Source organism: Chitinophaga tropicalis, assembly GCF_009758205.1.
GTDB lineage: Bacteria > Bacteroidota > Bacteroidia > Chitinophagales > Chitinophagaceae > Chitinophaga > Chitinophaga tropicalis.
Window position 1 is genome coordinate 190847 of record NZ_WRXN01000011.1, and the last position, 22006, is coordinate 212852.

The 22006-nt window shown below is 46.6% G+C and carries 18 protein-coding genes; 8 read left to right on the top strand and 10 right to left on the bottom strand.

The features are described 5' to 3' along the window. Together rfbC and rfbD are read left to right on the top strand one after the other, a co-directional pair. A complete protein-coding gene (gene rfbC, locus GO493_RS22620; protein ID WP_157308501.1) occupies positions 1–567 on the top strand; it encodes a dTDP-4-dehydrorhamnose 3,5-epimerase in 567 nt (188 codons plus the stop codon). Further along, positions 568–1431 carry a dTDP-4-dehydrorhamnose reductase gene (gene rfbD / locus GO493_RS22625; RefSeq protein WP_157308502.1) on the top strand — a complete coding sequence of 288 codons (864 nt, stop codon included), beginning with the start codon at positions 568–570 and terminating at the stop codon, positions 1429–1431. Between the two features lie 110 nt (positions 1432–1541). On the opposite strand, the gene GO493_RS22630 is transcribed toward rfbD, so the two are convergent. Continuing rightward, complete coding sequence (locus GO493_RS22630) at positions 1542–2237, bottom strand: TapB family protein (RefSeq protein ID WP_157308503.1); 696 nt, start codon at positions 2235–2237, stop codon at positions 1542–1544. A gap of 118 nt (positions 2238–2355) precedes the next feature. Here GO493_RS22630 and tyrS point away from each other — a divergent pair, with 118 nt between their 5' ends. After that, positions 2356–3639: a tyrosine--tRNA ligase gene (gene tyrS, locus GO493_RS22635; protein WP_157308504.1), complete on the top strand. Its 1284-nt coding sequence runs from the start codon at positions 2356–2358 to the stop codon at positions 3637–3639. Between the two features lie 40 nt (positions 3640–3679). On the opposite strand, the gene GO493_RS22640 is transcribed toward tyrS, so the two are convergent. The 3 genes from GO493_RS22640 to GO493_RS22650 form a co-directional block, all read right to left on the bottom strand. Beyond that, positions 3680–4183, bottom strand: a complete 504-nt coding sequence (locus GO493_RS22640; protein WP_157308505.1) for a pyridoxamine 5'-phosphate oxidase family protein — start codon at positions 4181–4183, stop codon at positions 3680–3682. A 117-nt stretch (positions 4184–4300) separates the two neighbouring features. Then, positions 4301–5590, bottom strand: coding sequence for an amidohydrolase family protein (locus GO493_RS22645; protein ID WP_157308506.1), 1290 nt, complete (start codon positions 5588–5590; stop codon positions 4301–4303). Between the two features lie 19 nt (positions 5591–5609). Next, a complete protein-coding gene (locus tag GO493_RS22650; RefSeq protein ID WP_232538958.1) occupies positions 5610–8654 on the bottom strand; it encodes an amidohydrolase family protein in 3045 nt (1014 codons plus the stop codon). Between the two features lie 187 nt (positions 8655–8841). Here GO493_RS22650 and GO493_RS22655 point away from each other — a divergent pair, with 187 nt between their 5' ends. The 5 genes from GO493_RS22655 to GO493_RS22675 all read left to right on the top strand — a co-directional run bounded on the left by GO493_RS22655 (position 8842) and on the right by GO493_RS22675 (position 13607). Beyond that, on the top strand, positions 8842–9264 hold the full coding sequence (locus GO493_RS22655; RefSeq protein WP_157308507.1) for a hypothetical protein: 423 nt from the start codon (positions 8842–8844) through the stop codon (positions 9262–9264). A gap of 64 nt (positions 9265–9328) precedes the next feature. Continuing rightward, positions 9329–10645 carry a glycerate kinase type-2 family protein gene (locus tag GO493_RS22660; protein ID WP_157308508.1) on the top strand — a complete coding sequence of 439 codons (1317 nt, stop codon included), beginning with the start codon at positions 9329–9331 and terminating at the stop codon, positions 10643–10645. Positions 10646–10720: 75 nt separating this feature from the next. Continuing rightward, positions 10721–11896, top strand: coding sequence for a mannonate dehydratase (uxuA, locus tag GO493_RS22665; RefSeq protein WP_157308509.1), 1176 nt, complete (start codon positions 10721–10723; stop codon positions 11894–11896). A 115-nt stretch (positions 11897–12011) separates the two neighbouring features. Continuing rightward, on the top strand, positions 12012–12485 hold the full coding sequence (locus tag GO493_RS22670; protein ID WP_157308510.1) for a MarR family winged helix-turn-helix transcriptional regulator: 474 nt from the start codon (positions 12012–12014) through the stop codon (positions 12483–12485). A gap of 147 nt (positions 12486–12632) precedes the next feature. Further along, positions 12633–13607 (top strand): tetratricopeptide repeat protein, encoded by a 975-nt coding sequence (locus GO493_RS22675; RefSeq protein ID WP_157308511.1) that lies wholly within the window; start codon positions 12633–12635, stop codon positions 13605–13607. Positions 13608–13617: 10 nt separating this feature from the next. Here the strand turns inward: GO493_RS22675 and GO493_RS22680 are convergent, their stop codons facing one another. From GO493_RS22680 to GO493_RS22705, 6 genes are all read right to left on the bottom strand, one after another. After that, positions 13618–13854, bottom strand: coding sequence for a hypothetical protein (locus GO493_RS22680; RefSeq protein WP_157308512.1), 237 nt, complete (start codon positions 13852–13854; stop codon positions 13618–13620). A 126-nt stretch (positions 13855–13980) separates the two neighbouring features. Further along, positions 13981–15498, bottom strand: a complete 1518-nt coding sequence (locus GO493_RS22685) for a RagB/SusD family nutrient uptake outer membrane protein (RefSeq protein ID WP_157308513.1) — start codon at positions 15496–15498, stop codon at positions 13981–13983. 11 nt (positions 15499–15509) lie between these two features. Next, the gene (locus tag GO493_RS22690) at positions 15510–18605 is read right to left on the bottom strand and encodes a SusC/RagA family TonB-linked outer membrane protein (RefSeq protein WP_157308514.1); all 3096 of its coding nucleotides are present in this window, start codon (positions 18603–18605) and stop codon (positions 15510–15512) included. A gap of 238 nt (positions 18606–18843) precedes the next feature. Next, positions 18844–19437, bottom strand: a complete 594-nt coding sequence (locus GO493_RS22695; protein ID WP_157308515.1) for a response regulator transcription factor — start codon at positions 19435–19437, stop codon at positions 18844–18846. Between the two features lie 786 nt (positions 19438–20223). Beyond that, positions 20224–20496 carry a hypothetical protein gene (locus tag GO493_RS22700; protein ID WP_157308516.1) on the bottom strand — a complete coding sequence of 91 codons (273 nt, stop codon included), beginning with the start codon at positions 20494–20496 and terminating at the stop codon, positions 20224–20226. 806 nt (positions 20497–21302) lie between these two features. Beyond that, entirely contained in the window at positions 21303–22001 is a 699-nt protein-coding gene (locus tag GO493_RS22705) for an AcvB/VirJ family lysyl-phosphatidylglycerol hydrolase (RefSeq protein ID WP_157308517.1), read from the bottom strand. Positions 22002–22006: the final 5 nt, after the last annotated feature.

Here is a 22006-nt window from a genome sequence, read left to right on the forward strand (position 1 = left end):
ATGCCATTTACTGAAACGGGTATACCCGGACTGCTGGTTTACGAACCAAAAGTGTTTAATGATAACCGCGGTTATTTTTTTGAAAGCTACAGCGCACAGACCTTCGAAAAAGAAGGCGTGCAGCTTTCCTTTGTACAGGACAACCAGGCCAGATCTACCTATGGCGTATTACGTGGCCTGCACTATCAGCAGGAACCTTATGCACAGACCAAGCTGGTAAGAGTACTGGAAGGCAGGATCATTGATGTAGCAGTAGATATCCGTAAAGGCTCTCCTACCTACGGTAAATCATTTGCCATCGAACTGTCTGCCGAAAATAAATTACAGCTGCTTGTCCCCAAAGGCTTTGCACACGGATATGCCGTGATCAGCGAAACCGCGGAAGTAATGTATAAGGTTGATAACTTCTACAACAAAGCCAGTGAAGGCGGTATCATTTACAACGATCCTGCATTGAACATAGACTGGGGCATACAACTGGAAAATGCACTGGTATCAGAGAAAGACCTGGTGTTGCCCGCACTGGAAAACTGTGTTCATAATTTTGTTTACAACACAAACAATTAAATGAAAAATATCCTGGTAACCGGCGCCAATGGTCAGCTCGGACAAGCATTGAAAAAGATTGCGGCCGATTTTCCGGCGTTCAGTTTTATTTATACAGATTTTAATGAACTGGATATCACCAGTGAAGAAGCTGTCCGCAATTTCCTTACCGGGCAGGAGATCCATGCCTGTATCAACTGTGCAGCTTATACAGCTGTAGATAAAGCGGAAAGTGATGAAGAACTGGCATTCAAACTCAATTTTGAAGCAGTCCTGAACCTGGCTACACTTGCTATGGAACACAAGGTACAGCTGGTACATATCTCTACAGACTATGTGTTTGACGGTAAAAGCAACCGCCCTTATACAGAAACAGACAGCGCTGACCCTGAAAGTATCTACGGTAGCTCCAAACTGCGCGGTGAGGCCGCAGCAATAGGTACCAACCCGGATACTATTGTGATCCGCACGTCCTGGCTCTACTCAGAATTTGGCGTCAACTTCGCCAAACGTATGCGTGAGCTGATGCAGGAGAAAGAGAGCCTGAACGTAGTGTTTGACCAGGCAGGTACACCTACCTATGCAGTAGATCTGTCAAGGGCTATATTGAACGTGCTCACCAAAGTATGGGACGTGCCCGGAAATTACGGCGGAGTATATCATTACAGCAACGAAGGCGTGACCAGCTGGTATGACTTTGCCGTGGCAATAAAAGAACTGACAGGCGCATCCTGCAAGGTATTCCCGATCACTTCAGACCAATACCCTACACCAGCTAAAAGACCCGCATACAGCGTGTTCAATAAAGGGAAGATCAAAACAACCTTTGGATTGGAGATCCCTTACTGGAAAGATAGTTTACGGGTTTGCCTGAAGAATCTGTAAAACAAATTTTAACCGGCAGGCAGCCGGCTAAACTGCTTATAAAAAACGCTTTTGCCAAAGGCAAAAGCGTTTTTTATAAGCAGTTTTCCTGTCTCTGTATATCAATCTGTTTACTTTTTCACCTTAGTGATCACCATCGCTCCTACTTTCTTACCATCTTTCACCGATTCAGTCTTAACCACCCCAAACCCCGGTGCAAACCATTCAGCGGCAGCCATTTGCATAGGCATGTTCATCCCCATCATTTTCAGTGAAAGGTTCATGTTATAAGTGATCTTAAAACAATCCCAGGAACCCGCCGGGGTAGAGATCTTCTCTTTGCCCGCTACTTTACGGTCTGTCACCTTATACTGCATGCTCATATCCATTCCATTGGCATTACCACTCATTTCATAGGAAGCATCCGGCAGCGTCTGTCCTTCCTTTAAAGAAGAAGGATAACTCAGGAAAGCACTGCCTTCAGACGCCATTTTCATATTCTGCAGCTGCGGAATATTTGGCATAGACATCTGCATGTCTATAAAGATGTTATCTCCTGTACATTTGAACTGGCCTTTACCGGAAGACATTTCCTTGCCTTTGGCATCCTTCAGCGAGGTGCTGAAATTAGATACCGTGCTTGCACCTTCTTTATTGACAGACAATATGTTATATACATTTTTAGCTACAACGGCATCCTTGCTGTCATAGATAGACATTTCCACTTCTGCATTGTTCAACAGGTAATAGTAGTTTTTACAGTCCTGTGCAGATAAGGTATTTACAGCTGCCAGGAGCCATGCCACGAAAAAGAGGCCTTTTTTCATATGATGCTTTTTACAATTTATGAACGAATGAATGTACGAATTTCCTGCTGATCCCGGTTCTAAGGGGAAATGGTTTAAAATTCTTTTCTTACGTTTGCAAAAATTATCCCAATTAATCATGAACCTGATAGAAGAATTACGCTGGAGAGGAATGGTGCAGGATATTATGCCAGGCACAGAGGAACAATTGCTGAAAGAAATGACCACTGCCTATGTGGGATTTGACCCTACAGCAGATTCCCTGCACATTGGCAGCCTGGTACCTATCCTGCTGCTGGTGCACCTGCAGAGGGCCGGGCATAAGCCGCTGGCGCTGGTGGGCGGAGCTACCGGTATGGTGGGAGATCCTTCTTTTAAGGCTGAAGAAAGAAGAATGCTTGACCTGGATACCCTGGCGCGTAACCAGGCAGGTATCAAAGCTCAGCTGGAACGTTTCCTTGATTTCGACCCTTCAAAGCCCAATGCGGCCGAAATGGTCAATAACTTTGATTGGTTCAGAGACATCTCATTCCTGGATTTCATCCGTGATGTGGGTAAACACATCACCGTGAACTATATGATGGCTAAAGACTCCGTAAAAAGGAGAATAGAGGGCGACAGCGGCATGTCATTCACTGAATTTACCTACCAGCTCATACAGGGCTACGACTTCTACCATCTGTACACTGCCAAAAACTGCAAACTGCAGATGGGTGGCTCTGACCAGTGGGGCAACATCGTAACCGGTACAGAACTGGTACGCCGTAAAGCCAACGGAGAAGCATTCGCATTTACCTGCCCCCTGATGAAAAAAGCAGATGGCACCAAATTCGGTAAAACCGAAAAAGGTAACGTATGGCTGGATGCCAGGCTCACCTCCCCTTACACATTCTACCAGTTCTGGTTCAATGCTGCAGATGCAGATGCGGAGAACTATATCAGGATCTTTACCCTGCTGGATAAAGCGGAGATAGAGGAGCTGATAGCTACCCATCGCCAGACGCCGGAACAACGCCTCTTACAGAAAAGACTTGCAAAAGAGATCACCATCTTCGTACATAGCGAAAAAGACTATGAATTTGCAGTAAAAGCATCAGAACTGCTGTTCCGTAACGATACTGCTGATGTTTTACAATCACTGACAGAATCCCAGCTGCTGGACGTTATGGATGGCGTGCCCCAGGTGGAAGTCAACGCTGCTGACCTGTCTGCCGGTAAAGATATCGTTACCTTCCTCGCAGACACCGCTATCCTGCCCAGCAAAAGCGAAGCAAGAAAAATGGTGCAGAACGGAGGTATCAGCATCAATAAACTAAAAGTGGAAGGCATTGAGAAAGTGGTTGACACCACGCTGTTATTAAACCAGAAATATATCCTGATACAGAGAGGGAAGAAAAACTATTACCTGGTAACAGTTAAATAAAATTACCGGTGACGGAATTACGGTACCCGTGATTCCGTCATCATTCTATATTCAGCTCCCCATGTTCCCCCTCTTCGTACTTCTTACCCCTGATCACCGCTGTCAGCGCGTTAAAGAATATCACCATCTTACTGGAAGTATTATCCCAATACCAGGCTTGCTTTGTATCTACTTTCAGCAAACAGAGATGAGGGTCGTCAATGCCATCAGGAAACCATGACTGTACCATTGGCGTCCATAGCTGTTTCATTTTTTCACGGTCAATAACAATGGAACCTATTCCGAAAATATTCAGATAGGTGCTTTTTCCGGGATGAGCATAGATCAGGTTTAACTCATTATTCTCTGATATCTGTCCCACTTTTCCGGAATATTCATTAGAGAAGAACCAGGCATTTCCATCTTTATCTACTTCTACAGTGGCCATGGGCCTTGATATTACGTGACCATGCTCATCTATTGTAGTAAACATACAAACACGTACATCATTTATCAGGTCTGTCACCTTTTTGATTGCCTCTTCTCTTTTCAGGATTGCAGCCATAACAGAACTTATTTATAAATTAGCCTAAGTCAATAGAATATCATGCCATTACATAAAGAAAAAGGGCCTGAGACTGTTTTTCAACAAGCTCATGCCCTTTTGATCTGAGTGGAAGGCTTATTTCAGGCCATACTTATATTTATAACGTTCGTAAAGCTGCTTTTGTTTATTATCCAGGCTCACCTCCCGGCCCTGGATAAACGCCTGGGTAACAGTGCTGCTGCGCATATCCAGCAGATCTCCTGCGCTGATGGTTATGTTGGCGTCCTTACCGGTTTCCAGGGAACCGGTAGTTTTGTCGATCCCCAGGATACGGGCGGTGTTCAGCGTGATGGCGCTGAGCGCTTCTTCTTTTGACAACCCGTATGTGCTGGCCGTACCTGCTTCATAGGTCAGGTTACGCTGCTGCCAGAAACCTTCATTTCCCAGGCAGAACAGCACCCCGGCCTTCTGCAGCTGGGCAGGTGTTTTATAGGGCTGGTCCACATCATCGTCCTGCATGATTGGCAGGCTGTGTGGCTGTACCAGGACAACTGCTATCTGATGTTGCTTCAGCAGGTCTGGTATAAGCCAGGCGTCTGCTCCCCCTACTATCACTACATCAAATCCAAACTCCCGGGCAAAATCAACCGCCACCAGCATTTCCTTTACAAGATCTGCATGTATGAAGAGTTTCTGCTCCCGGCTGAATAACCTGCGCACTGCCTCAAATTTCAGGTTAGTGGCAGCATGTTTGTTCTCCTGCAGGTATGCTTTTGCTTCACGGAAGAAAGCGCGCACTTCCCCGGTTTTCTCCAGGAATTCTGCCGTACGGTCTTTCGGCGGCGTTGGCCGGCCAGGATTAGCGGCCGGTGGCTGCAGGCTGGGCAGGTAAAGATGAATGGCCCCGTCTGCTTTATACGCAGCATCCTCCCAGTTCCAGGCATCCAGCTGCACAACAGAGGAAGAACCGGAAATAAGCCCGCCTTCCGGTGTTACCTGTGCCAGCAGGATACCGGCAGACCGGATAGTGGCAAGTACTTTGGAATCTGTATTATAAGCCACCAGCGCCCTTACAGAAGGATTGATCTCTCCTACTTCCTCATTATCGTTTGTTGCACGGACAGCCTCTATTTCCGTCAGGCCAAGAGAGGTAGCGGGAGCGATAATACCCGGATAAATATGTTTCCCCTGCAGGTCCAGCACCCTCGCTCCGGCAGGCGCCTGTATGCTGTTGCCTATGGCAGTGATCTTACCGTTTGCAAAGGCAAGAGAACCTTTTTCCACTACCTGCCCGTTACCGATATGAATAGTGGCATTGGTCAGGAAAACCGGTGTTTCCTGCACTTTGGCAGGATATATTGTTTCCTGTGCAGCAGCGGCCATACAGGAAAGAACAGCAATGTATGTTGATATAAGTCGTTTCATGATGTCAGTTTGTTGCTGATTACAATTCGTTTTCACCTCCTTTCAGACCACGCTGATGTCCGCCCTGCAGGTCTTCACAGTGATACATTTCTTCGGCAGTGGCAGCTGCTTTCTGTACAGGCGTACCTTTCTTTTTTTCTGCCAGCATTTTCTGTACAAGACGGTTACGCTCTGTACTGATACGCTGACGCAGTTCCAGGTCTTTCTCCCTGTCAAAATATACAATACCGTCTACTATTGTTTTCTCTGCCTTTGCATAGATGCTCAGCGGATCGTCACTCCAGAGCACCAGGTCAGCGTCCTTGCCGGCTTTGATACTACCGGTCCGGTCTGCCACATGCAACAGTTTAGCGGGGTTGAGCGTTACCAGCTTCAATGCCTCCTCTTCCGTCATATCTCCATACCGGATACTCTTGGCTGCTTCCTGGTTAAGGCGGCGGGCCATTTCTGCATCGTCAGAATTGACGGCAACGGTCAGCCCTGCACGCTGCATGATGGTAGCGTTGTAGGGAATAGCATCCTGCACTTCCATCTTATAGGCCCACCAGTCAGAGAACGTTCCGGCGCCGGCGCCATGCTGCTTCATCTTATCGGCTACTTTATATCCTTCCAGTATATGCGTAAAGGTGTTGATGCGGAAGTTGAATTTGTCTGCTGTTTTTATCAGCATATTGATCTCACTTTGTACATAGGAGTGACAGGTTACAAAACGTTTGCTGTGCAGTATTTCCAGCAGGGTCTCCAGCTCCAGGTCCTTACGTTTGTCCGCCCCCAGCTTTTCATAATCCAGTGCACGGGTAAACGCATCAGTAAGTATCTGTTCAACCCCCATACGTGTTTGCGGGAAACGCTCCTTCTGATTATCTCCCCAGTTGGATTGCTTTACGTTCTCACCCAATGCAAATTTGATGAAGGGATCAGCGCCCGCAAATTTCAGTTCTTCAGCATCTGCGCCCCAGCGGAGTTTGATCAGCTGGCTTTGTCCGCCAATAGTATTAGCAGAGCCATGTAACAGATGAGAAGCAGTTACGCCGCCACTCAGCTGACGGTAAATGTTCACATCGTCCGGGTTGATCACATCTGCAATACGCACTTCTGCCGTAACAGACTGGGTGCCTTCATTTACTCCCCTGGAAATAGCTATATGGGAATGCTCGTCAATGATACCTGCCGTGAGATGTTTGCCTGTGCCATCTATTACCCTTGCATTGCCGGCAGCAAGGTTCTTCCCTATCTGCACAATCTTACCGTTGCGTACCAGTACATCTGTATTTTCCAGTTTGCCTTCCTGCTCGTTTGTCCAGACAGTAGCATTCCTGATCAGCAGGTCCTGCTGTTTAGGCTGCTCTTCCCATCCATAGCCGTTAAAAGGATAATAAAGTTTACCTGGCTGCTGCGGAGTTTTAGATTTTGTAGAATCCTTCGGTGTATAAGCTGCATTGAACACGGCATGCCACTTCACCCATTTACCTGTTGTATCCAGACCTGTACCGTCCCATTCCTGACCGCCGGCAACACCGCTCAGCCGCACCTGCGTACCACCTTTTTTCAGGGGAAATGAAAGCTTTACCAGCTGTCCTTCCAGTGTTACTGAACCCGCCAGGGTATCCTGTTGTAAAAGAGATAAAGCGGGAGCAGAAGCTGTGCCTTTTATCAGCACATTATAGGAAGTATTACCTACGGAAAGTGTATATGTGCCACGGATATCTTTCCATCCGTCATCTTTGATATTGTATTGCTGTCCCTGTATCCAGTTCTGGTAAATAACAGTACTCTCATTAAATACAGGCCCTGAGGTTACCAGGAAGTTGGCCAGTTTACCTGCATCGAGAGTGCCTACAAGATCTTCTGCTTTCAGTATACGGGCAGGCGCCAGCGTAACGGCCTCCAGGGCTTTCTGTTCACTAAGGCCGGCATCTATGGCTTTCCTGACAGCTGCAGTAAATTGCTTTATATCTTTCAGCCCTGCTGCGGTGAAACAAAAGGGAATATTTGCTTTTTCAAAAGCGGCAGGTTCTGTAGGCGCCAGCTCCCAGTGTTTCATATCGCTCAGTGCTACAAAGCGCGCTTCATTCGGATCTTCCACATCTATAGGCTGAGGGAAGTTGAGCGGAAGTATGAAAGACGCTTTGGTTGCCACCATTTCAGGCATACGCTGGTATTCGTTACCGGCGGCTTTAATGATATACTGTACACCAAATTCATCTCCTATCTTATCTGCACGGAGCACGTCCCATTTGTCCTGTACTTCAAAGATCTGTGGTAACGAGCGACTGTCATTCCAGGCCTGCAGGGTAAGGTTAGCGCCCTCTTTAGCAGGGTGCGACTGGTACCACTGCGCATCCAGGAATGTTTGCCGCAACAACGCTATACTGCCCATGAGAGAGCTGGGATAGTTCTGTGTAGAACTGCCTTTGTCAAACGAATAATGGGTACTGGCCTTTTCCCTGATCACTGTTTTATTCTCACGTTCATTGGCCAGTGTTACCAATACGCCTGTACCCCTGGCAATACCATCCTGCTGATGCGTCAGTACGGCGCCGAAGCCTGCATTACGGAGAGATTCTGCCGTACGTTCATCCTTGCTGAACACCGAGGCGGCATTCACTTCGCTCTTAACGGCCTGATTCCAGCCAAAGGCCCCTTTGGTCGTGGAAATGAACTGGGGGGCCGCCCTGTAGCCGCCGGAGGCTTTCTTTACAGGAGGCGTACCATAATCGCTGTAAAGGTCAACGAAGGACGGATAAATATACCGGCCCTCACAGTTAACAACAACAGCGTCTTTAGGTACCGGCCCGCCGCCGGCGCTGACTATACGGCCATCCCTGATCACCAGGGTGGCATTGTTCAGAACAACGCCCGGGCTTTTGACAATAGTGGCTTTCACAAATGCATAGCAACCTTCTCTTGTGTCTGTAATACCATTAACAGGAAATGTAGCCTGCGCTTTTACGCTACTGCCTGCAAGCAGCGCACTGGTTAACATCCATAAACAGGAAAGCCCCTTCCCCTGCAAAAGACGGGAAAGACTATTCCGGTAGAGGAATACACGAATTTTACTCATTGATTAGTTTTTGAACGGTTTAGATCCTGGTTATACAATCCTGAGAATCAGAATAGTCTATTAGACTAGTATATTATCTGAAAGTTAAAAATAATCTGGTGGCTTGATATTTCGTTAGATTTTTGATGATTGGTATTAATATTGCAGGAAATACCTATATTTAGTAAGTGAGAATAATTCCTTTTTTATGAAAAGATATATGATCTGTTTCGGCGCTCTGTTATTATGCCTGTTGCTTGGTTTCAGCAGAGAAAGTATAGCGCAGAAAGCAGATACCACAGCACATAAAGTTCGTTTGAGCCCGGAAGCGCGGGCAGACAAAATGAGCGATAAACTTGACCGCAGGCTGAACCTCTCCGCTCAGCAGGACAAAGATATTCATGCTATTAACACAGACATTTCACGCCGGAGAGAACAGATAAAGGCTAATGCAACGCTGCCCAAAAAAGATAAGATGCAGCAGATCAAACAACTGGAGGAAGAGCGTAACCAGCGTTTTAAATCAGTGCTTTCTGCAGATCAGTATAAAAAGTGGAATGACTGGGAAATGAAGAAGAAAGAACGGCTGGAAACAAAAATGGATAAGAGGCAGGAGAAACGAAATAAGTAGCATAATTTTTAAAATATTTCTGATAAGGATGCTTCCCGGCATCCTTATTTTTTTTCTTTGCAGTATGATGAGAGCAGACGCTATAGAAATATTCGGGGCAGGAGTAGCATCAGTACAGCCATCCGCACTGATGCGGCAACATGTACAGTGGCAGAACGGTCAATTGCAGGTCTGTGGTAGGGTTTATCCACTACCGGCCGGCAGGCCTGTATGGATATTTGGTGCAGGAAAAGCATCGGCTGCCATGGCACAGAGCCTGGAAGACGTCCTTGAAGGCCTGCCATTGAAAGGCATGGTCATCACCAAACACGCACATGGGTTACCCTTAAAACATATTCTGCTGGAAGAAGCAGGGCATCCGGTGCCCGATCAAAGCAGCGTACAGGCTACACAGAAAATGCTGCAGCTGCTGAATGAAGTCCGGGAGCATGATGTAGTGCTGTTCCTGTTATCCGGGGGAGCATCCTCCCTGATGGCAGACTATCCAAAGGGAGCAGACCTGCAACAGGTACAGCAGGTATTCGGATTGCTGCTGAAAAGCGGCGCCACTATCCATGAAATGAATATTGTACGGAAACACCTGTCTGCCGTAAAAGGCGGTCAGCTGGCTTTGCGGGCCAATACCAGCGCATTCTGCAGCCTTATACTGAGTGATGTGGTAGGCGATGATCTGCCTGTAATAGGCTCCGGGCCTACTGTACCTGACCCATCCACCTTTAAGGAAGCATACAACATACTGGAACAATACGGGCTTTCCCTGAAAATACCTCCCGCCATACGGAAGCACCTGTTACAGGGATGCGCCGGTACTATCCCGGAAACGCCTAAACCGGGACATCCGCGATTTGAAACAGTCAGCAACCACCTTACAGGCAGTAACCGGATCGCCCTGGAAGCAGCTGCCCGAAAGGCACGGGAACTGGGATATGATACCCGGATACTCAGTGACGGCATAACCGGAGATGCCGTACAACTGGCCAGACGCCTGGTACAGGAGGCTGCACAGCAGGAAACAGGAAAGGCCGTCTGCCTCCTTACAGGTGGAGAAACTACTGTTACCGTAACCGGCAACGGCCTGGGAGGCAGGAACCAGCATCTGGCATTAGCCGCCGGTATAGCACTGGAAGGAAGAGGAAACATCCTTTTACTGAGCGCAGGTACCGATGGTACAGACGGCCCTACTGACGCTGCAGGCGCCCTGGCAGATGCCGGCATCATGGCAAAGGCTGCGCAGGAAGGCCTGGATGCAGAACATTACCTGCTGGAACATGACTCCTATCATTTCTTTGAACAGGCAGGCGGATTGCTGAAGACAGGGCCTACGCAGACAAATGTCATGGACATTATTGTAGTATTGACATCTCCGGCAGAGAAGAAGTAACAGTGGAGTTGGTTCATCCCGGCAGATTTTCTTACGTTTGCAGAAATTAAGAATAATTTAAACCTTTATATGCGTATGTTAAGAATGGAACAGACATGGCGGTGGTTCGGGCCTAATGATCCCGTAAGCCTTGCCGATATTAAACAAGCCGGCGCTACCGGTATTGTAACGGCATTACACCATGTTCCGAATGGAGAGGTTTGGACTGTTGAAGAGATCATGATACGGAAAGAAACAATAGCTGCTGCCGGCCTGACCTGGTCTGTAGTGGAAAGTGTGCCCGTTCATGAAGATATCAAAACACAAAGCGGCAGGTTTAAAGAATACATACAGCACTATCAGCAATCCCTGAGAAATCTTGCCAGATGCGGCATCCATGTTGTGACTTACAATTTCATGCCCGTACTGGACTGGACAAGAACAGACCTTGCCTATACCGTAGCAGACGGCTCAAAAGCACTGCGTTTTGAGAAGGCTGCTTTCATGGCTTTTGATCTCTTCATGTTACAAAGACCAGGTGCAGAGAATGATTATGACCCGGCAGAGATCTCAATGGCCAAAGAACATTTTGACAGTATGACCGAGGCTGAAAAAGCATTGCTGCAAAAGAACATTATTGCAGGGCTACCGGGTTCTGAAGAGAGCTTCACTTTACAAAAATTCCAGGAAGCGCTGGATAAATATAAAGGCATAGATGCCACACAACTCAAACTCCATCTCTTTTATTTCCTGCAGCAAATAGCTCCTGTTGCAGAAGAAGTAGGTATCAGGCTGGCCATCCACCCGGACGATCCTCCGTTCCCTATCCTGGGTTTACCAAGAATAGTAAGCACAGAACAGGATGCAAGGGAACTGCTGGCAGCAGCGCCTTACGCTGCAAACGGGCTCTGTTTCTGCACCGGCTCTTATGGTGTAAGACCAGATAATGATCTACCGGGGATGGTAGAACGCCTGGGCGAACATATTCACTTCATACACTTGCGTAGCACACAGCGGGATGCTCTCGGCAATTTCCACGAGGCTAATCACCTGGAAGGAGATGTGGATATGTATGCAGTAGTAAGAGGCATCCTGGCTATCATGCATAAAAGGAATGTATCTATTCCAATGCGGCCTGACCACGGGCATCAGATGCTGGATGACCTGCATAAAAAAACCAATCCGGGTTACAGCGCAATAGGCCGCCTCAGAGGACTGGCAGAACTGCGCGGATTGGAAACCGGTATTGCGCGTTCCCTTTTTAATAAATGAAAGTCCACACCTGCTGCCAGCTGGCAGCTTTATAAGGTTGGGATAAGAAACGAGAAGGTTAGCAGCTGGCTGCTGGCCCGGTAAAGATATTTATTGACCCTGAAAAAGTAATAACATGAACAGTTCACTGGATGAGCAACTGCAATACCATCTGGCGCAACGGCAGCATAGCCTGATACGTATGTTAGGATTGCTGAAAAGGGACATGGATAACAGAATACTGGACAAACTGCAAAAAAGGGGATACGAAAATTTTAAACTGGGAGATCTTGTACTGATAATAAATATACCACCGGAAGGAACTATAAATAATGAGCTGGCTAAAAAAGCGCGTATCACCAAACAGGCAATGAGTAAAGTAGTGAAAAACCTGGAAGCCGGTGGTTATATACACACATGTAAACATTCTACAGATAACCGCGCATCTGTGATCTGTCTGACAGACGAAGGGAAGAAACTCATTGTCTCTGCCGCGGAAAGTTTCCAGGAAATAGAAAAAGAATATACAGGTATTACAGGGCTGGAAGACGCTTCCGCCCTGAAACAGATATTAGGGAAACTGGTGTCTGCTTTGTGTGAGCACCGGTAAGCGGAACTACCTGCTTAGAGCGCTTTTACTGCACTCAAAATTCGGCACAGGCATTGTAGAGATAGTATTCAGATTGCCTGTGCATTAATTTTTTGCCCATTGAACAGTGTTTTATACTTTTAATCTCAGTAGCAGACGAAACAACTTATGGTTTCCAGCCGGATAATAAATAATGATGATGAATATATAGATGGTTTACTGGACAGCTCCCCTGCCATTGTAGATGTTATTTACAAACGTTTTGCCCGCAAAGTGAAACATATGGTAACAGGTTGGGGCGGTAATATCAGGGAAGCTGCCAATGTATTTGAAGATGTCCTGATGGCCATCTACGATTATGCACATCATCACAAACTCACCCTTACCAATCCCTTCGAAACTTTTTTCCTATATGCCTGCCAGCTGAAATGGAAGCAGGACCTGATGCAGAAATCCCCCGGTAAGGGAATGGCCTTTCATCCGGTAGCGCCTGCTCCCGGCCTGGACGAACAACATATCAGGTATATAGAAGAAGCCCTGGCTTCTCCACACAACAAACAGGAGGCTGACAATGTCCGGGATGAGCTGGAAGAAATAATAGCAGGTCAGCGCCAGCGCTGGTTCCATACAAAAGATACCCCCAGCGTCAACGTCAGTATATACGTAAGCATCACCGCTATAATAGCAGCGGCCCTGGCCGGATTACTCTTTCTGAGCCCATGGCGCAAAGACATATACAGACAATTTTCCGGCACAGAAATGATGCACGCCCACCGGGTGCAGGGCGAGCAGGATACGTCACTGCTGCTGCACCAGGCGGCGGCAAATTTCAACAGGGGACATTTCGGAGCAGCAATACCACTGCTTGACAAAGTATTACAGAAAGACTCACTGCATATCGCAGCACGTTATTACAGGGGAGTAAGCCTGGTAGACGAAAGAAGGATGACAGAAGGCCGTACAGACCTGCTGAAAATATATGCAGGCAACTCACCATACCGCTACGATGCAGCATTTTACATAGCCCTGAGCTATCTCAGAGAAGGAGACAAACAGCAATGCCTGGAATGGCTGCTGAAAATACCCGAAAATTCTCATGTTTACTGGAAAGCAACCAGGTTGAGAGAAGAACTGGCATCCTGAGCCATTGCTCTTAATTCAGATGGATCATGTGTTTGCTGAAGTGAATGATATTCTCTACTTCACCTTTGATCAGTTCATAGATCTGTACTTTGTCTTTCTTGATCATAATGAGCTGTTGCAGAACAAGATAGTAAGTTTCTCCGCCGTGGCCGCTCATCTGAGCTCTTAAAATTTCTTTTTTTACTTCTTCGAAGCCTACCGCCCCCAGTTTTTGGTAGATCACATTGAGTTCTTCAATCCATTTCATAGGTTATCTATTTTTTCATAGGTACATAAATTTATTCATAATATAATTAATAAACAAGGGGTTGCAGATATTTTTTTCAGCAGCTCCATAATATTATTTTTTTACAGAGCTGCTGAAAAAAGCAGGTCAGTATCCGTCGTTCTGCACAAGATTATTATTACTCAGATCTATCTGCTGGCGAGGTATAGGAAACACCTTATTCTTCGCCGCAAATGTTTTACCATGTGCCGCAAAAGCAGCAGCAGCAGTACCCGGCTCTACTTCATCCTGCCGGATCAGATCAAAGTACCTGTCATGTTCAAGTGCCAGCTCCACCCTCCTTTCATGCCAGATAGCATGCCTGTCTATACTGCCCAGAGGGGCCAGCCCGGCACGCGGATGCAACGCATTCACATCTGCCAGCGCAGTAGCCGTATTACCCAGGGCAAAAGCTGCTTCAGCACGGATCAGCAGTATTTCTCCATAACGCAGTATACGCAGGTTCTTAGGCATACGCCCCCTGTTACCACAATAGGATTCCTTTACCTGGCTATGATAGGATTTATAATTATAACGGGGATTTTCCACACTGTCCTGGCTGGGTACCCTTACGCCGTCCCACAGCACAGTACCGGTTGCACCAATGAAAATAATAGAGGCTTCCCTGCGGGTATCGCCGGCAGCATATTCATTCAGCAGGCTTTGAGAAGGCGCTCCAAAGCCCCAGCCCAGGTCAGCCCATCCAAATTTGCCACCGGCCCTTACTCCCTGGCATTCCGCATAACTGGCAATACCTGCCTCACATATTGAATTGATGCCTGTCTGCACTTCAAACAGGGATTCCTGGCTGTTAGCTCCCGTTTCCCGCCAGATATCAAAATAGCTGTTGTCCAGACCGTAAGCGCCCACCTTCTGCGTAATAACAGAATCTGCCAGGCTGTATGCCCTTTGCCAGTTCTGGCGGTATAGCATCACTTTTGCCAGCATACCTGCTGCCGCTCCCTTTGTAACACGCCCCGCACTGGTATTGGCGCCTCCTTTTGCAGCCACATTGGCCAACGCAAATTCAAGGTCTTCAATAATGAACTGATAGATCTCGTCTTTGGTGGCTTTGGTCTGGTAAGTGGCACTGGCGGCCTCCTGCGGAGAAATAACCTTGTCCACTTCAGGTACTCCGCCAAAGAACCTTACCAGGTTAAAATAGAAATATGCACGCAGGAAACGGACCTCCCCCAGCAGCTGATTCTTAAGTGTTTCCTCCAGCGTACTGCCCCCCAATACCTGTATAGCCTGGTTAGCACGGGCAATGCCCAGGTAATAACCACTCCAGATACTGTTTATATGATTGATGGACGCATCCATGTCCAGGTTATCTATGCGGCCGGAATTAGGCAGATCGTCAGTAGCATTACTGCCCTTATCCGCATCATCAGATGCAACATTGGTCATCACCACAAACGGGAAACCATGCATATTACCTTCCCACATAGTGTTATATACACCTATCACCAGCTTCTGCGCTGTTGCCGGATCTGAAGCGGCGGCTTCTTCGTTTAACTGTCCCTGTGGTTTTACATCCAGGTAATTATTGCAGGCAAATATCCCGGAAAACAGCAATATTGCCGGTAAGCACCACAGAACAGTATTTTTATGTATCTGATTCATGATCTTCCTTTTTAAAATGAGACATTCACGCCAAGAGCAAAAGTCCGCGTAGTAGGATATGCACTCAGCTCTATCCCTGCATCAAGCACACCGCTCTTGTTATTGGTAGCATTAGCATCATCAATTGTACCTCCTGGCAACTCAGGACTGAACCCGCTGAACTTCTTCAGCGTAAAGAGGTTCTGAGAGGTAGCATACACCCTGAAATTGCTGATGCCTATCGCCTTCAGCATTTTTGCCGGCAGGGTATATCCTACTGTCAGGTTATTCAGTCGCAGATAAGTCCCTGATTCAATAAAATAAGTGGAAGCAGGTGTAGCAGAATTGATCACCCGCGGATCAGTAGAAGATGGCCTTGCGGCTGTCCACCTCCTGCTGGCATAATCAGCCTCAATATTGTCTGCATTATCAAAACGGTATGCCTTTTTACCGTTATAGATCTTATTTCCTGCATTACCGTAGAAATTAGCACTGAAGTCCAGGCCCCTGTAGTTAAGCCCAAGGTTAAAGCCAAAGAAACATTTGGGCTGGAAAGAGCCGGCATAGAACCGGTCGTCATTATCAATATCCCCGTCTCTGTCCAGGTCTGCATACTTCAGGTCCCCGGGTTGCGCATTAGGCTGAATAACCTTACCATCTGCAGACCTGTAATTATCTATCTCCGCCTGGTCCCTGAACACACCCAGCGCTTTTCTTACATAAAAGCTGCCTACCGGATGACCGTTATCTGTGCGGGTCACAAAACTCTGCTGGCCAACTTCTCCTCCAAGCAAAGCCTGACCGCCATTCAGACCTGTCAGCTCATTGGTGTTGAAAGTGATATTACCACCCACACTGTAAGAAAGCTCTTCCGTGATATTATCCTTCCAGTTCAGGGATATTTCAAATCCCTGGTTCTTAAAGGAGGCGGCATTGGTTATATAGGAGTTGTCCTGGTCTCCCAGCAATGCAGGTGTATTCACTATTACAAGCGCATCTTTTGTGTGTTTGCTGTAATAATCAAATTCACCGCTCAGTCGGTTTTTAAGCAGGGTAAATTCAAGTCCTATATCGTATTGCTCCGTCTGTTCCCATTTCAGGGAAGGGTCTTTCAGATCTTTGATTGCACCGCCAATGTTCACTGCGCCGCCAAAAACGTAAGGTACGTCCACGCTGGTAACAGCCACATAGGCATTGGTAGGAATGTTATCATTCCCAAGCAGGCCCCAGCTTGCCCTCAGTTTCAGGAAATCAAACAACTGCTGGTCCTTCATAAACCCTTCCTGTGACAGTACCCACCCCAGCCCTACGGTAGGAAAATATCCCCAGCGCTCACTGAATTTGGAGCTGCCATCTGCGCGGATAGATGCACTGAGCAGATACTTGCTGTCATAGCTGTAGTTAACGCGTCCTACAAAGGATTGACGGGCGTATTTATCGCCCGTGTTGGTCAGCGTGGACTGTATATTCGGATCTCCAAGGGCCAGGTACCAGAGGTCAGGATCTTCAGGCACATTTATACGTTCCCCTTTCAGGGAAGTGGTATAAAAACCTTCTGTCACAGAACCAGCCAGTAAAGTGAGGGAATGCCTGCCGAATGCTTTGTCGAAAGTGATAGTATTATCCCATATCCAGCCCTGAGACCGGTATTCCTCTCTGGTAAGGCGGCTGTTGGGGGTCTGCTGATTACCTCCCGCCACCAGGAATGTAACATCGTCATTCAGGTACCTGTAAGCATAAACGCGGTCATTCCCATATTTGAGGTCTGCATTAAAAGCAGAGCGCAGTTTCAATGCTGACACAGGAGTATATTCCAGTGCTACATTCCCCTGCACCCTGCTTTCCTGCCTGCCATCATTCCGTTTATTGAGGGAGAGTAAGGGATTACCAACGTTAGCCCACCCTGAGGTGTTACCATAGCGCCCGTCTTCAAAGGCCTTTACTATCGGAGCTGCCCGGTAAATGTTACGGTAAGTATCTTTCAGCTCCACATCGCGGGTCGTAGCGCGTGAATAGGAGATCTGGGAAATAAACTTCAGCTTGTCGGTAATATTAACATCATTGTTGGCCCTGAATGTAAAGCGTTTAAAATTGTTGGTCTGTATGATACCGTCTTCCTGGATATACCCTCCGCTCAGGTAATATGTGTTGTTCTCCGAACCACCTGAAACAGAAATATTATGGTTCATCTGGAAAGCTTTGCGCAGCACAGCATCATACCAGTTGGTAGTGCCGCCGTACACATAGGGGTTATTGATAGCGTCCTTTCCCGGAGCAGCATCTGCCAGGTAATCTATATACTGCTGCCTGTTGGCCATTTTTACCAGGTTGGAAGCTTCGCGATAGCCAGCATTGGCATCATAGCGTACCTGTGGTTTACCGGCCTTGCCTTTCCTGGTGGTGATAATGATCACCCCGTTGGCTGCACGTACACCATAAATCGCTGCAGAAGCATCTTTCAGTACGTCCATAGTAAGGATATCTGCAGTGGCAATATTCCGTATATCGTCTGTCAGCACTCCATCCACTACATACAATGGGTTAGCGCCGGCCAGTACAGAGCCGGTACCTCTTACCCTGATCTGTGGCTGGGAGTTAGGCTGACCGGAAGCAATGACCTGTACCCCCGCAATACGGCCCTGAGCCGCCTGGGTAGGCGTTTGCACCGGCTGGGCTGCCAGCGCTTCACCCTTCAGGGATGAAATGGAGCCGGTAAGATCCCTTTTACGTTGTGTGCCATAACCTACCACCACTACCTGTTCCAGCTGACTTTCGGCTGATAGCAGTACCACATTTACAGGAGAAGCGCCTGCCTTTATTTCCTGGGTAACATATCCCAGGTAAGAGATCACCAGCGAATCTTTTCCTTCAGGCAGGTTGAGGGTGAAAGAGCCGTCCGGCCCGGTGGTAGTGCCTGCGCTTGTACCTTTTACGCGGATAGTAACCCCTATAAGGGGTGTTCCTTTATCATCTTTCACGGTTCCCTTTACGGGGCCGGTCTGTTCCGGCATGCGACTGGTTTCCGGTCCGGCGGATGTTGCCTGGGCCACTGAAGATTGCCCGCCGGCAAAAAAAGCAGCGGTTACCATCAGCAGCAGGGCTCCGGCTGTTCTGGTAGAAATTTTCATAACATCTTTTTTTCTGATACGTGATCAATATTCAATAAGCCATTATTGATTAACGGAAAGCGGAGTAAGGGGTAAACGGACTGGCAGGTAAGATGCCTGCAAGCGGTTTGATGTGGGGTATAGCAACTAAATTGACAAGTGGCAGATAGCTGAAATGACAGAAAAGGTTCTGATCTAAAATACGAGTTTCTATTGATAACAATGCCGGGGATAAAAAGTTATGTACAGGAATAACCGGTTATCCTACCAGTTTCTCCTGCATGGCTTTGACAATGGCGCTGGAACGGGAGTTGACATCAAGCTTACGGTAAATATTCATAATGTGGGAGCGTACTGTACCAACACTGATATGACAATGCTCTGCTATCTTTTTATAGGTCTGGCCATTTACCAGGCAATCCAGTACCTGCAGCTCACGTGGAGAAAGACCGTACTGGCCTGTAACAATGCCCGGTTGCCTGTTAAAAAAGGCAAATACTTTCTGTACGGCAGTTATATTGGCCTGCATGGCAGTATCGTATACCTGTGTAATAAATTCTGCCAGAGGGGCTGGCGACTGAGGAGTTTGACTGCTGCTTTGTGGTATTGCTGTTATTGAACGGTTTCCGTGCAGGGAAAACAGTACTATGTTCATTTCCGGGTAAGCATTCTTCAGGAAACCGGCGGCATCTGCTGGTGTTAGTCCGTGGATATCAGTATCTACAAATACGACGTTGCATATATCTCTTGCCAGTTGATGAATCATTTGTTTTGCATCCCCAATTCCAGCTTCTGTCTCTAAAGAGTCATCCCCACCTGCCGGATCTGCGTTGTTCCGCCTCACATTTTTCATATTATTTTTTTTGGGTTTATATGGTTGCAACTGTTCAGATTACGTGGCCCTACATACCAAAACAAATTTGTAACAAATACAAGCAGTAGTCAATCGGATAAGTATATGATTTTTCATTAAATACTAATAAAAAATTTGTACAATATTAGAATTAACGAAAAAAAGCGGCTACGTTTATGGCCAGGGAAAAGAAATTGGCAAAGAGGGTTGTGGCGTAAATTTTACTGAAAGTTACATGTTAATGGTGAGAGTATTACAAGAAAAGTTGAGGGACTGTATGCTTGTTTTCTGCCGGGATTTTTACTGTGCGGCGAGCCTTAACAATCGGTTAACCACGTATTCAAAACATTATCTCTAATTTTGATATAACGATCCACCCAAAAAATTGATTTTCAAAGTTTTTTTTTGTTGCGGTAAGCATTTATTGCCATTCTGAAACTGCAACGGTTGATATGTGAATGTTCATGCCCTTACTGCTCAACAGTAAGGGCATTTTGTTTTTTTAAATCGGCAGGTAACTTAACAGAAACCTGCGTACAGAAGCTTATGAAATCTAAACCGTCTTATGAGAAAAAATAATCTGAAAAGATCTTCTGCCAGAAGATTTGAACAATAGGAAAGATAAGCAGGATTCAGGAGGGAAGAGTTAATTCACCGTTAAGGGAATAGTTAATGCGGAGTTAACTGCGGAGCATGATACTCCGCAGTAATTCCGCCGAGGCAAGGGAAATCCCCTGCAAAAAAGCAGACGCAGGAGGAAAACTATTTCAACAGTGGAGATGTGGGTCAAAAATCAATGAATGGGACCAACGTCACCAATGCAAGTGTCAGGTTTTTGACGAATCGTATATTGAATCCGCCTTTTTCCGAGTAATAATAGCTTTCCTTATAGCGATCATACGCTATAGGCGCTCCGAGCTCTTTCATCATCTTTAAGAATTCAAACAGGGTCCTTTCGGAAATACGCAATCTTTTTGCAAGATGAGCAGGTTTTCCGGTGCCTTTGATCCTTATCAGATAATCAATGGTTTGCAGTCTTTCAAAATAACGTTTAGGCATGCTGGCATAGCGGGGTTTACAATGTTCTTAATAAAATAACAGGTGAACTGATCCAAGTCTACAATGGTTCTCTCCATAGCTGTTGTGTGTTGAGAAGCCAGTAAATATGTGTCTTTCATACGTCGCGTCCTGAATTGAAAGGTTGATAGTTTTTTAGTTAACCAACAACAACATGTTCATTAAGGGTTTCCCCTTCCTTCGTGAATAAAACAGGGTATGCCGTTTCCGGCATAAGTAAGTACATCTTTCATAAAAATCTATTTTGAGGGTAAGAGTAAAAGCCAATTCCACAAACAGGATAGTAAGCATGCAAGCTAAAAAATTGTACTGCTATTTTGCTGCAGCTAAACAGTTTTTTACTGCAGCCCGTCTGACAGCAAAAAACAGAAACTCCCCCGGTGGAAACCTGGGGAGTTTTCATCAAAAACCAACCATTAAAAGGCTTGTCTACCGCGGCTTTCGACAGCACAATTCCACAACCGGGCAATATATTCAGAGCATAATTTTTATCCATTCTAGCTACAAGAATTTGGTGTCTCGTTTTAATCCTCTCAGGTAGATACCTGAGGGGTGTTTCCATGGCTGACAAATAGTGGTATACTTTTTACTTTCTCTGCTACATTACTACGTTGTAATGTTACAATACACGCCGCAGAATTTGGTTAATAATTTGTTAACGGATAAAAAATCTAATAACCCATTCCTGTAAGCGCATGTATATGAAACCTTTACAGGACAAGGAAATTACATGGCTTTAACAGCCCGGCAAGGCTGTTAACAAGGGGTTAATTCAAGGCATTTATTACTCAGGGAATGTTAATATGTGAGAGTATTTGTTGTACAACAGACAAAGCATCATCATTATAATGATGCCCCCCAGGCAGCACCAGGTGCTTGTAATTACTGATAGTAAGCTGCTTCATATCAAAATCTTTTTCATCCTGACCAAATATCAGCAGCAAAGGCTTGCCTGTAATACCATTCATAGCGCCAGACACACTCATATTACCCGTAGAGGTCTTACCCAGCATATCTGACAAATGCACTACCATATCCGTATTGGCAGAAGGAGACATGAACACCAGGTGCTGCACCTGCGACTGCAGGGCGGGCGATAACTGCCTGTAAATAAAAGGCAGTACATCTGCCCCCATTGAATAACCCACCAGTATGAACGCATGATTATTCCACTGCGCAGCATAATGCTGCAAAAGAGCGGCTATATCAGTAGCAGCCTGCTGTGGCGTTTTTTTACTCCAGAAGTATTTCAACGCATTCAGGCCTATTACCGGGAAACCCTTTCCAGCCAGCGTATTCACCATATCTACCGAGAACTTCTTCATTCCGCCATCACCGGTAATATAAAGCACTACCGGATGTTGCGCAATACCCACAGGAGGGGCTTTTACTGTTACAGGCAACTTACTGATATCTGTCTGTGCAGTTGCAATCACTGTGCTGAACAGACATGTCAGCAACAACAAATAATATTTTCTTCCGGTCATAACTG

Bases quoted from the DNA above. Each gene is read 5' to 3' on its own strand.
- rfbD (WP_157308502.1), top strand. From the start codon at position 568: ATGAAAAATATCCTGGTAACCGGCGCCAATGGTCAGCTCGGACAAGCA.
- GO493_RS22645 (WP_157308506.1), bottom strand. From the start codon at position 5,590: ATGAAACGACTTATATCAACATACATTGCTGTTCTTTCCTGTATGGCC.
- GO493_RS22630 (WP_157308503.1), bottom strand. From the start codon at position 2,237: ATGAAAAAAGGCCTCTTTTTCGTGGCATGGCTCCTGGCAGCTGTAAAT.
- GO493_RS22650 (WP_232538958.1), bottom strand. From the start codon at position 8,654: ATGAGTAAAATTCGTGTATTCCTCTACCGGAATAGTCTTTCCCGTCTT.
- GO493_RS22675 (WP_157308511.1), top strand. From the start codon at position 12,633: ATGGTTTCCAGCCGGATAATAAATAATGATGATGAATATATAGATGGT.
- rfbC (WP_157308501.1), top strand. From the start codon at position 1: ATGCCATTTACTGAAACGGGTATACCCGGACTGCTGGTTTACGAACCA.
- GO493_RS22705 (WP_157308517.1), bottom strand. From the start codon at position 22,001: ATGACCGGAAGAAAATATTATTTGTTGTTGCTGACATGTCTGTTCAGC.
- GO493_RS22685 (WP_157308513.1), bottom strand. From the start codon at position 15,498: ATGAATCAGATACATAAAAATACTGTTCTGTGGTGCTTACCGGCAATA.
- GO493_RS22640 (WP_157308505.1), bottom strand. From the start codon at position 4,183: ATGGCTGCAATCCTGAAAAGAGAAGAGGCAATCAAAAAGGTGACAGAC.
- GO493_RS22695 (WP_157308515.1), bottom strand. From the start codon at position 19,437: ATGAAAAATGTGAGGCGGAACAACGCAGATCCGGCAGGTGGGGATGAC.
- GO493_RS22670 (WP_157308510.1), top strand. From the start codon at position 12,012: ATGAACAGTTCACTGGATGAGCAACTGCAATACCATCTGGCGCAACGG.
- GO493_RS22700 (WP_157308516.1), bottom strand. From the start codon at position 20,496: ATGCCTAAACGTTATTTTGAAAGACTGCAAACCATTGATTATCTGATA.
- GO493_RS22690 (WP_157308514.1), bottom strand. From the start codon at position 18,605: ATGAAAATTTCTACCAGAACAGCCGGAGCCCTGCTGCTGATGGTAACC.
- GO493_RS22680 (WP_157308512.1), bottom strand. From the start codon at position 13,854: ATGAAATGGATTGAAGAACTCAATGTGATCTACCAAAAACTGGGGGCG.
- uxuA (WP_157308509.1), top strand. From the start codon at position 10,721: ATGTTAAGAATGGAACAGACATGGCGGTGGTTCGGGCCTAATGATCCC.
- GO493_RS22660 (WP_157308508.1), top strand. From the start codon at position 9,329: ATGATGAGAGCAGACGCTATAGAAATATTCGGGGCAGGAGTAGCATCA.
- tyrS (WP_157308504.1), top strand. From the start codon at position 2,356: ATGAACCTGATAGAAGAATTACGCTGGAGAGGAATGGTGCAGGATATT.
- GO493_RS22655 (WP_157308507.1), top strand. From the start codon at position 8,842: ATGAAAAGATATATGATCTGTTTCGGCGCTCTGTTATTATGCCTGTTG.